General features: G+C 57.5%; 8 protein-coding genes. 6 read left to right on the top strand and 2 right to left on the bottom strand.

Translation table 11 applies throughout. The features are described from left to right. Positions 1-309: 309 nt before the first annotated feature. Both AC5E6W_RS06915 and AC5E6W_RS06910 read right to left on the bottom strand, forming a co-directional pair. The gene (locus tag AC5E6W_RS06915; protein ID WP_491751540.1) at positions 310-810 is read right to left on the bottom strand and encodes a hypothetical protein; all 501 of its coding nucleotides are present in this window, start codon (positions 808-810) and stop codon (positions 310-312) included. Between the two features lie 55 nt (positions 811-865). Continuing rightward, positions 866-1570, bottom strand: a complete 705-nt coding sequence (locus AC5E6W_RS06910) for a FadR/GntR family transcriptional regulator (RefSeq protein ID WP_491751539.1) — start codon at positions 1568-1570, stop codon at positions 866-868. A gap of 386 nt (positions 1571-1956) precedes the next feature. Here AC5E6W_RS06910 and AC5E6W_RS06905 point away from each other — a divergent pair, with 386 nt between their 5' ends. The 6 genes from AC5E6W_RS06905 to AC5E6W_RS06880 all read left to right on the top strand — a co-directional run. Beyond that, entirely contained in the window at positions 1957-3555 is a 1599-nt protein-coding gene (locus tag AC5E6W_RS06905) for an L-lactate permease (protein ID WP_491751538.1), read from the top strand. 18 nt (positions 3556-3573) lie between these two features. Continuing rightward, positions 3574-4491: an NAD(P)-dependent oxidoreductase gene (locus AC5E6W_RS06900; protein WP_491751537.1), complete on the top strand. Its 918-nt coding sequence runs from the start codon at positions 3574-3576 to the stop codon at positions 4489-4491. A 119-nt stretch (positions 4492-4610) separates the two neighbouring features. Further along, positions 4611-7895, top strand: coding sequence for a TonB-dependent receptor (locus AC5E6W_RS06895; RefSeq protein ID WP_491751536.1), 3285 nt, complete (start codon positions 4611-4613; stop codon positions 7893-7895). 19 nt (positions 7896-7914) lie between these two features. Next, entirely contained in the window at positions 7915-9411 is a 1497-nt protein-coding gene (locus AC5E6W_RS06890) for a hypothetical protein (RefSeq protein WP_491751535.1), read from the top strand. Continuing rightward, entirely contained in the window at positions 9412-10320 is a 909-nt protein-coding gene (locus AC5E6W_RS06885; RefSeq protein WP_491751534.1) for a DUF6282 family protein, read from the top strand. Positions 10321-10340: 20 nt separating this feature from the next. Next, a partial coding sequence (locus tag AC5E6W_RS06880; protein WP_491751533.1) for a hypothetical protein occupies positions 10341-11657 on the top strand: 1317 nt, incomplete at its 3' end.

Here is an 11657-nt window from a genome sequence, read left to right as displayed (position 1 = left end):
ACAGAGCCGTTCGCCTCGTCCACACGGGCAAACGATCTCCATCTCTCACCACCAGCAATGCCCAAACCCCTATGTTTATTGACGCCAGCGAGGTATAGCACTATGTCACTGTTCTCTGCCGCGCGATCTCCAGCACATTCCCAAAGCTGTAGTTGTGAGCGCAAGGTCCGAGTCGATGAGCTGAAACGTGCCTCGATTGTCATGCGGACCTAGAGTTATCACCGTCTCTCCGATCGGTTCGACCAAGCGAAGGAGATTTCCTCCGATGAGTAAACAGATCCTTCCATCGGTGGCGACGGGATGACCCCGCTAAGAAGCTCTCTGATCGGCTTTCACGACTAGGTATTGAATATGAGCCTTTGGCGCAATGACCACCTGGTGAGGAATCTTCGCTGGGACGTGCACGATGTCACCCTTCTTCAGCGAGGTCACTGAGCCGCCCGCGATACCACTGCCGCGCTGTTCGCCCGGTTCTGTCTGTTTGGCGCCGAGCATGGTTCCGCCTGTGATGAGTTGTCCCTCACCCTCCAGCACAATGATGACGTCCGCATTATTCTCATGCAATTCCGACTGGCCGGTGGCATTGCGCACTGTGAGCATAAGGAAGTGATTGGGATAGCGCGCAAGGATTTCGGTAGCCAAGGACTTGCCGCGGCTGATGTCTCTGCCGTGCTGCAGAAGTGTGTCAGCGTCATACTTATCGACGCCCGTCGCGGTCTGTGCAAGCGACGGCGAGGTGGGGACGAGAAAAGCCAGCCAGAAGCCGGCAAGTAGAACCTGGCGGAAAACGTTGGTCCGGTCATCGCGCACTTTGGATGAGCTCCTCTGAACGTACTTATGCAAGAAAGCGACAGCGGTCAAGCAACTAAAGGTCGATAGGTTGGGTCGCATCGTAGCGTTTGATAGCGGCCGAAAGGTGAATCTGCATGGCTTTGCGGGCGGCCTCGGGGTTACGACGGAGCAGCGCCTTCACTATCGCTTCGTGTTCTACGAGCGTCAGTGGCAAAGCGTCCTTGAGCTTCAATACGGTTGCCACCGCTTGCGCGAGTTGTGCGCGGATCATCGTCAACATATCGAGCAGTGCCTGGTTGCGCGAAGCCCGCGCCATAGCCAAGTGGAATTCAAGGTCAAGAGCGCCGAAGCGTTTGTAGTCGTGGAGCGCATCGCGCATGCGGGCCACCAAGGCTTCCATTTCGACGAGTTCTTCAGCATCGGCGCGCTCGGCGGCGCTGGCGGCGGCGAGGCCTTCGAGGGCGAGACGAACCTCCATCAGGTTGATCAAGTCGTAACGTCCCGTGATGACGCGCCACTCCATCACCGTATCGAGAAACTTGTTGCCATCGGTTGCGACCATGGTGCCTTCGCCCACTCGCGCCGTCAGCACACCCATGATGGAAAGACACCGCAGAGCTTCGCGCAATGACGATCGTCCCGCCTGAAATTGCTTGCACAACTCTCGCTCCGAGGGCAGCCGCTGCCCCGGCTGAAGGTTGCCGGACGAGATCTGCTTCATCACCTGCTGCACAATGTCGTCGGAGATCGAGCTCTTCTGCACAGGCCGCGTCTTCATGAACGCGCGCGGGTGAGCCCCAGGAGTAGCCGACTTTGATGGCTGCTTTTTCATCAAGCAACACAATATCACGGCACATTGATACCAGCGAAGCTGCTCATTTTCCGGAAAGTGGTCAGACCATCCGATAGCGTAAAAAGACTCTATTCAGCCCATTTACCTATCCCTAGCGGCCGTTCAGCATGTTGCTCGTTCTCATTTTCCCGACTAAATGCATTTGCGGCTCTTGACACGAATGGTCAGACCAACCTACCATCCTCGACGTTTTAGCAACCATCACAACCCCAGTCGCGAAAGCACAAGGTTGGCATGGAGATCGGAGCACAAAGCGCGTGAACTGGCAGCAGACATACGTTCTTTTCGAGCGGGGCGTAGCGGGCTCAGCGATGATTGCCGCGCTTCCGATCCTGACGGTTCTGTTGATCCTGGGGATTCTGCGTAAGCCTGCATGGGTGGCGGGGCTTTGTGGCCTGGGTGCGAGCCTGCTTGTAGCGCTCGCATGTTATCGCATGCCGCTGAGCCTCGCGCTGAGCGCAGCAGCCTACGGCGCGGCATTTGGCCTCTTCCCCATCTGCTGGATTGTCTTCTGGGCCATTACGCTGTTTCGCGTGACTACGGTGACAGGAAAGTTCGCGTTGATTCGCGCGTCGATTGGAAAGTTAACGCAGGACGCACCTACGCAGGCCCTGCTCATCGCCTTCGCGTTTGGCGCCTTCATCGAGGGCGCCGCAGGCTTCGGCACACCGGTCGCCATCGCTTCCGCCATGATGGTGGGTCTCGGCTTCTCACCCTTCCGGGCTTCCGCCATTTGCCTCCTCGCCAACACGGCCCCGGTCGCATTTGGTTCGATAGGCACTCCGCTTCTGACTCTTGCGGCCACGACCGGCCTGTCGCTGTTGAAGCTCAGTGCCGCGGTCGCCGCCATCTGCGCCCCGGTCGCGCTCGTCATCCCGGCTTACATGATTGTGGTGATGGGCGGTTGGAGGACATTGCGGTTTGCACTCCTCCCGTGCGTCGTCACGGGGCTGATCTTCGGCGGAACGCAGTATGTCATTGGCACGTATGTTGGGCCCGCTCTCACAGACATACTGGCGTCCATCTTCGCAATGCTGGCGCTGTTTCTCATCTGCCGCATGCGCAAGGCCGCGCCCATGCCGCTCGAAATGGAGGCTGCATTCCGTGGAGAGAGCGACGCCGTGGTCCCACCTGCCGATGGTTCAGAGGCAGTCGTTCCGACGACGCGTGAAATCCTCGTGGCCTGGACCCCCTACGCTTTCCTCGTCGTCTTCGTGTTGCTTTGGAGCGTAAAGCCGATTCAGCATCTGCTGGCCGCAGGGACCTTCAACGTCGAGTGGCCGATGCTGCATGATCGCATCTTCCGCGTGGCTCCAGTGGTTGCGCACAAGCAGCCGTATCACGCACCCTTTGTGTTGAACCTGCTGGCTGCGTCCGGCACATCCTGCATGGGCGCGACAATTTGTAGCGCGCTGTTTCTTCGGGTCTCGATGCGCACGCTTGGTGAGGTCCTGGTTGCGACGTCGAAGCAGTTACTGCTTCCCATCACGACCGTCGTGTCGGTGCTCGCGATGGCGTTTCTGATGAATTACTCAGGTGCAACGGCGACGCTGGGTTTGGCCTTTGCAGCGAGCGGTGCGATGTTCCCGTTCTTCAGCGCGATTCTTGGATGGCTCGGGGTGTTTCTCACCGGATCGGATACCTCGGCGAACGCTCTCTTTGGCAGCCTGCAGGTGGTCAGCGCAGAGCGGCTTGGTCTTAGTCCTGTACTGTTGGCCGCGGCCAACTCTTCAGGCGGCGTGGTCGGCAAGATGATCAGTCTTCAGACCATTGTCGTGGCAGCCGCGGCCACCGGCATGGATAACCACAGTCAGTCGAGGCTCTTCCGGCTGATGCTCAAACACAGTATGTTGCTGGCCGCGATTGTTGGTTGTATAGCGTTGCTGTACACGCATTATTTGCATTTCTGAGAGGCGCAAGAAACGGTCATGGCAAAGCTTGGATTTCTAGGTTTGGGCATCATGGGTATGCCAATGGCGCGACACCTCCTCGAGGCTGGCCATGAAGTCGCGTTGTGGTCCCATCATCAAGACAAAGTTGCGAAGCTGTTGACATTTTCCGCTGCGAGGGCGTGTGCAACACCACTCGAGGTGGCGAAGAGCAGTGACGTGGTCTTCTACTGTGTCGGCGACACGGCGATGTCCCGCGAGGTGCTGTTTGGTGCCGACGGGATGGCAGGCGGATCAAAGCCACGCACCGTCATCGTTGATTGCTCGAGTATCTCGCCGAGCGCTAGCAAGGAATTTGCGGCGATCCTGAAGAAGCAAGGCGTTGACTTCCTCGACGCGCCTGTCACGGGATCGAAGAACGGGGCGGAGAGCGGCAATCTGACGTTTATGGTCGGCGGGGACGAGGATGTCTTCGAGCGAATCAAGCCGCTTCTCCAGGCGATGGGGCCGAACCTTTATTACTGCGGGCCCAGTGGGATGGGACTCCACGCCAAGCTGTCGCAGAACTTGATCATCGGCAACCTGATCAATGCATTCAATGAGTCGTTTGTACTCAGCACCAAAGCCGGAATTGCGCCGGAGCTAATGCTCGACATTCTGAATAATAGTGCAGCGAAATCAGGTATGGTGGCGGCCAAGGCACCGCTGGTGTTCGCGCGCAACTTCGAAACGCATTTTTCCGTGAAGTGGCTGGAGAAGGACATGCAGCTAATGCTTGAGTCTGGCGCCGAACTCAACGTGCCCACCCCGCTGACCGCGCTTTCGGCACAACTCCTGCGCACGGCGATCGCTGCAGGCTATGGCGAGCAGGACATCTGTGCCTCCATCAAGGTTCTCGAAGGCTTTGCCGGGGTCGAAGTTCGATCCAACCCCGCGAACCCGGGTCGCGCCGGCTAACTGAAAAGACTACGCAGAGCAAACTGCGGGCTCACTGCGGGGCTCGCAGGCCTTACACAACTCGAGCGCTTCACCTATTTCCCTGATGCGGCCCCTTCGTGGGGCTCCTGGAGACTCTTATGTCTTTTTTTCGCAAATTCTTCATCCTGATCATACTGGTCCTGGCTATGTCCAGCGTTCAGTTACTCGCGCAATCGGCGAACGCCTCGCTATCCGGATTCGTCCGCGACGCGAGCGGCGCCTTTGTGCCAAACGCCACAGTGACGGTAGAGTCCCTGGGCACACACGAGCGGTACAAGGCGACAACAAGCGACAGCGGCGAATACCATGTCGTCGATCTGCCCGTTGGTGATTACAAGGTCAGTACAGAGGCCGCGGGCTTCAAACTTGCTATCGTTCCGAAGATTACGTTACAGACCGCGCAGGTAGCCGCTCTCGATGTCAATCTCGCTAACGGATCGGTGAGTGAGACGGTGACGGTCACCACTCAGCTCCCGCAGATCAATACACAAGACAGCTCAATCGGTCAGGTGGTTGAGGGTCGTTCCATTGAAGCTGTCGCGCTGAACGGCCGCCAGTTCTGGAACCTCGTGGCCCTCACTCCTGGCGCCACGTACACGCCCGGTGGAGAGGGAACACGAACCGGTGGCGCTTCGTTGCGGTCGTCCTCCGTGGCGGTGCAGATCAACGGTACTGGATTCATCTTCAACGGCTGGTCGCTGGATGGTGTCGATATCACGGAGTACGAGCAGGGTGGCACCAACGTGCAGCCTAACGTCGACTCACTGGCAGAGTTCAAGGTCCTGGGCGCGAACATGCCCGCAGCGTATGGTCATACGCCGAACGTTGTGTCGGCGACGATGAAGAGTGGAACGGACAGTTTCCACGGCGTGGTATTCGAATTTCTTCGCAACGACGCGGCGGATGCGCATAACTACTTCGCCCGGACCAACAAGAACATCCTGAAGCGCAATCAATTTGGTGGTGTCCTCGGCGGCCCGATTCTCAAAGACAAGCTGTTCTTCTTTACGGATTATGAAGAGACAAAGCAAAGTCAGGGAATCGTCTTTGCGGATATCGTTCCGTCCGACGCTATGCGCGCGGGCAACTACAACGGCGCCACGAAGACTCCACACATGGTTGGCACGACCGCGCCGTTTCCGGGCAACATCGTTCCGATCTCGCCTCAGGCGGCATACTTCCTGCAGTTCATGCCGACCCAGGCGCAGGCTAATTTCAGCGCTCCGCAGCGGTTGCTGACCTACAAGGGTGACGGCAAGATCGACTATGCGATGGGCAAGCACGATCACTGGATGGGCCGCTACTCGATTGCCGATAACGATGAGGAAGATCCCAATCAGTATCCAGCGCTGGGTACGCAGCCCCTGCACAGCCGCGCACAGAATATCGTTATCACCGAAGCGCACACGTTTGGCAGCAAATGGCTGAATGAAGCGAAATTCGGTTTATACAAAGATATCTTCTTGTTCGGGGCGGTGCTGCCGGGAACGAACTACCTTGCCAACGCCGGTATCACGGGATATCAGCAATCGCAGATCACGCCGAGCTTTCCATACATCACGCTATCCGGCTACACAGGGTTCAACGGCTCGGGCGTGAACAACTTGCCGAAGTCGAACCGTATTCGCACCTGGCAGTATGACGATACGGTGAGCTATGTATCGGGAGCGCACGAGATCTCAGGCGGCGTTCAGTTCTATCACCAGCGTCATACCTTCTTCAATGGCCAGAACCAGGAAGGTGCGTTCTCATTTACCACGAACTACACGGGCGACGCCTTTTCGGACTTTCTGATTGGCGCGCCGGCAGCAGTGACACGAGCATATCCGTTGGAGCTTTACGGCAGTACCGGGAACTGGCTAGATCTTTTTGTGCAGGACAACTGGCGCCCACGTCCGGCGCTTACAGTGAACGTCGGCCTACGTTATGAACATAATCCGTTTTATAACGGACTCAACGGGCAGGCAAACGCCATTGACTACAGTAACGGCAAGCTCGTCATCCCGACCCAGAACCATGGCCAACTCATCAATAGTCTGGCTCAACCCGAGATGCCGCTGCTTATTCCACTATTCAGCGATCGTCTGGAGGGCACTGAATCGCTCGGCCTTCCGCAGTCGATCCACAAGACGGGGCCTGGTGTATTTGCGCCACGTGTTGGCCTCGCCTATCGAGTGGCTAACAGCGACAAAACAGTTGTGCGGGCCGCCTATGGTTTGTTCCCCATCTACTTCGATTCCAACATGTCGTTGCAGTGGGTGAAGGCTCCGCCGTTCGAGATTGTGCAGACGGTCAATGCGCCATCGAACCCGAGTGCCGTCGCGTTCACGTGGCAGAATCCCTTCAATGGTCAGCCTCTGGTCGCTGCCAACCCCAATCCTGGGCAGCCTTGCGCAGGTACAACGGTCGCTTACCTGTCGTGTGTGATGCCTGCTATCTGGACGTCACCCCTTACGATGAAGCACACATACATGCATCAGTACAACCTGGCGATCCAGCGCGAGGTATTCAACAATCTCTCGATCGAGATTGCGTATGTGGGGAACAACACGATCCACAATCAGCTCATCTCCACTCCCGATAATGTACCTACTCCTGGTCCTGGCGCCATTCAGGCGCGACGCCCTTTCCCGCAGTGGGGCGTATTCAATCTGGGAAATACGTACGGTTCGGCAAATTACAACGCGTTGCAGGTGAAGGTGGAGAAGCGGTACAGCAATGGGTTCCAGCTCTTAGGGGCCTATGCCTGGAGCCATTGTCTCGACAATGGATCGAGCGAAGCCGGACCTCAGTCCATAGGGCTGCTCCATCAGTTCTATGGATCGTGCGACCATAATCTCACGCACGTGCTCACCGTCAGCTCTGTGTACACCTTGCCGTTCGGCCATGGCCATCACCTGCTGGGTAATTCCAACGCAGTCGTCAATGGCGCCCTTGGTGGATGGGAGATTGCGGGGATTTACACGGCTCGCAGCGGTATGCCCTATTCGCCCGTGCTTAGCAGCGACATCGCGAACAACGGCACCAGCGGACAGTTTCCCAACCGCGTGCCGGGCGCAGGGAAGGGGACGCTCCCGAATCCAACACCGGCTCACTGGTTCAACACTGCTGCGTTTGTTGCTCCTGCGGCGTATACGTTTGGTAACTCCGGCCGCAACATCCTGACGGGTGAAGGTCTGCTGCAGCTCGACGCAACAGTAAAGAAGATATTCCCGATACACGACGCGATTAACGCCGAGTTCCGCCTCGAGGGCTTCAACGTCACGAATCGGCCTACGTTCTCCAATCCCTCGGCGACGATTGGTTCGAGCTCAGCGGGCGTTGTTAACTCCACACTGAACGCCAACCGCACTTTGCAGGCTGCGATAAAGATCAATTTCTAGACGGAAGAGGAGTGTCAACATGGATCGACGTTCGTTTGTGACCGGCGCAGGAGCCTCGCTTGCTGCAGCCAACACTGGAATAAGTCACCGTCTACTGGCCGAGGCCCTTCCTCCTCCTGCGAAGAAGACGCCCACCATCGGCATACAGATTGGAGCGATCTCATTTCAGGATGAAGGTACCGATAAGGTGCTGGACATCCTGCAGGAGAAAGGCGCGTGCAACGCGCTGTTCATCGCGTCCTTTACGTACGGAGATGGGATTGCGGGCAGGCAGCTGCCAGGTCATCCCTTCCCCGACCACGGTGTGCAGAAGGAAGATAACTTCTTCGGCGGCTTCTATACCACTCCGCATCCGGAGTACTTCAAGAACACAAAGATGGTGCCGCGGCGAGCGCCGGACACCGGGAGTTATGACGTGCTGGCCGACGTGATTCCGAAGGCGAAGAAGCGCGGCATGAAGACCTATACGTGGAGTGAGGACGTATGGAATACGAAGGTGCCGGACTTTGAGCTTATTGCGGAGCGCGATCTCTATGGGCGTCCTGCGAAGACCGGTTGCTTCCGCAACCCAGACAACCACGAGTTCATTCGGGCGACATTTCAGGACTGGACGCACTCATACGAGATCGATGGGGTGATGTGGGGATCGGAGCGCTATGGTCCCTTCGGCAACATGATCGAGTCGGTGCACCTCCGCGACGGCAATGATCCTTCCCGCGTGACCTGCTTCTGCCAGTATTGCCAGAAAGAGGCCGCTGCACGTGGCATCAACGTCCCTCGCGCGATTGAGGGCTTCAAGGAGTTGGAGAAGTGGGTGAAGTTCTGCCGTAGTGGAGGCAATCCCCCCGATGGTCACTATGTGACGTTCTGGCGTCTTCTCTTTCAGTACCCGGAGGTCCTTGCCTGGGAGACGATGTGGAACGATGGCGTCCACGAGACGTACAAGACAATCTATGACACCGTGAAGAGCGTGAACCCGAAGATGGAGGTTGGCTGGCATGTCTGGCACGCGCACAGTTTCAGCCCGTTCTTCCGCGCGCAGACGGACCTCAAGAAGATCGCACCCTATACGGACTTCGCGAAGATGACCGTTTACGACAATCTCGGCGGCACTCGCATGGAGACGTACATCACTAGCGCAAGCAAGACGATCTACGGCGATATGCCGGTTGAGGAAGCGCTGGAATTCGAATACAGCATTATGGGATATCGCGGTCGCAGTTACACCGAACTCCCTTATGTCGGCCTGGACTCCAACTACGTCTTTCATGAAACGAAGCGCTCAGTGGAGGACGTTGCGGGAACGAACATGCAGATCTGGCCAGGCCTCGATGTGGACATCTCGAATATGAATGTCGAGTACAGTCACACGGCGCCTCCGGGCATCAAGGCATGTACCAAGGCCTGCTTCGAGGCTGGTGGAACAGGGTTGGTGATCTCCCGCAAGTACTCGGAGATGAAGCTCGCAAACCTCGCAGCGGTGGGCGATGCGCTCCGCGAATTGAAGGTGGTCTAGATGCGGGGTCTTCTTGTTGGGTGCGTGGTTCTATGCGCCAGCAGCGGTCTTCTGGGGCAATCGACATCTCCGGACAGGCCTCTTGCGGGGGCGATTGACATCCACATGCACTGCGGTCCGGATGTTCTTCCGCGCAAGGTCGATGCGATCGACCTTGCGCGTCTCGCGAAGGCCGAAGGCATGCGTGCCATCGTGCTCAAGAACCACTACGTGCCGACAGCCAATGATGCCTATCTCACACGGAAGGTGGTGCCGGGCATTGAAGTCTTTGGCGGCATCGATCTCAACCGCACCGTGGGAGGCATCAATCCGGCTGCGGTCGAGAATATGGCACACATCACCGGCGGCTACGGTCGTATGGTGTGGATGGCCAGCTTCGACTCACGGGCGCAGGTGGAGAGCGAAAAGGGGAGCACACGACCATACGTCGCGGTGACAAAGGACGGGGAATTGCTACCGGAAGTGAAGCAGGTGATCGCTCTGATCGCGAAGTACAACCTCGTGCTGGAGACAGGCCATAACTACCCGGAAGAAATTTTGGCGATGATTCAGGAAGCGAACCGCGATGGTGTAAGACACATTGTGGTGACACACGCCATGATCGCACCGATCCATATGAACATTGCCCAGATGAAGCAGGCTGCGTCGATGGGAGCGTATATCGAGTTCGTCTACAACGGCTTGATCGGACCTTATAAGGAGTTCAGCTTCGATGACTATGCCAAAGCCATCCATGCGGTCGGTGCGGAGCACGCGATCCTTGCCAGCGATCTCGGCCAGGTAGTCAATCCCAACCACACCGATGGGCTCAAGCTGTACTACGCCGGCTTATTGAAGGCAGGCGTTACGCAGACCGAGATCGACACCATGGCCCGCATCAACCCGGCTAAAGTTTTGGACCTCCAGTAACACCCACAAAGGACCCTACGATGCTTGATCGCAGAACATTCCTCCAGACGGCCGCCGGCGCGGCGATCACCGCCGCCGCAGCCACACCCACCGAAGCGCTGGCGGCTCCCAGCTACAAGTCGAAGAAGATGGTCGGCATCCAGATCGGCGCCGTGTCGTTCACGGATGAAGACACCGACACAGTCATCGAGGAGTGCCAGAAGGACGCCCTCGTCGATACGATATTCGTTGCTACCTTTACCTATGGCCGCGGAATCGCCGGCCGCCAGGTGCCCGGACAGCCCCTGCCAGACCATGGCAAGCAGGAGTATGACAAAGACACGTTTGTGGGCGGCTGTTATACGAATTACGACAAGAAGTATTTTGCCGATACCACTTTCAAAGACTTTCGTGCTCCTGACCTTGGAGACTATGACGTACTCGCCGACCTCATCCCGAAGGCAAAGAAGCATGGGATGAAGACGATCGCATGGTTTGAGGATGTGGTGGCGAAGGACCTGCCGGGCGTCAAGCCGCTCCAGGATGTCAACCTCCAGGGCGAGAAGATCGGCACGATGAACTTCAACGCGCCGGAGCATCGTGCCTGGGTTCTTGGACTCGTCGAAAATTGGATCCGCAACTATGATCTGGACGGAATCATGTGGGGCTCGGAGCGCCAGGGGCCATTTTGCAATGCACTGGGCGCCAGCCACTCGCATCCGCCACTTAGCAGCGTGTGTGACTTCTCCGATCACACGATCGCGAAGGCGAAAGCCCAAGGTATCAACCATGAGCGCGCCAAGCAGGGTTTTCTCGAGCTCGAGAAGTTTGTCACCGCATCGCGCAAAGGTGTGAAGCCTGCAGATGGCTACTACGTCATGCTCTGGCGGTTGATGCTTCGCTATCCCGAGCTGCTGGCGTGGGAGGCACTTTGGACGCAGAGCCTTCGCGAAACACAGAAGGCGATCTACGACAAGATCAAGTCCATCAACCCCAATATGGGGGTGGGTTGGCACATCTGGCACAATAATTCTTTCAACCCCATCTACCGGGCCGAGCAGGATTATGCAGAGATGGCGCCATACAGCGACTTTCTCAAGGTCGTGATCTACCAGAACTGCGCAGGCGAGCGCATGGTGGATTATGTGAACTCCGTCGGGCAGACATACTTCGGCGACGTCCCTCGCCAGGAGTTGCTCGACTTTCACTACCGAATTCTTGACTATGGCCCGGAAGCTGATATGACGCATCTCGCCGCGGCCGGCTTTTCCGCCGACTACGTATACCGCGAGACAAAGCGCGCGAAGGAGGGTCTCGGGGACGCGAAGACGAAGCTGTGGCCAGGAATCGATATCGAC

This window comes from Bryocella sp., from assembly GCF_058498515.1.
This window is presented reverse-complemented; position numbering and strand designations above follow the sequence as displayed.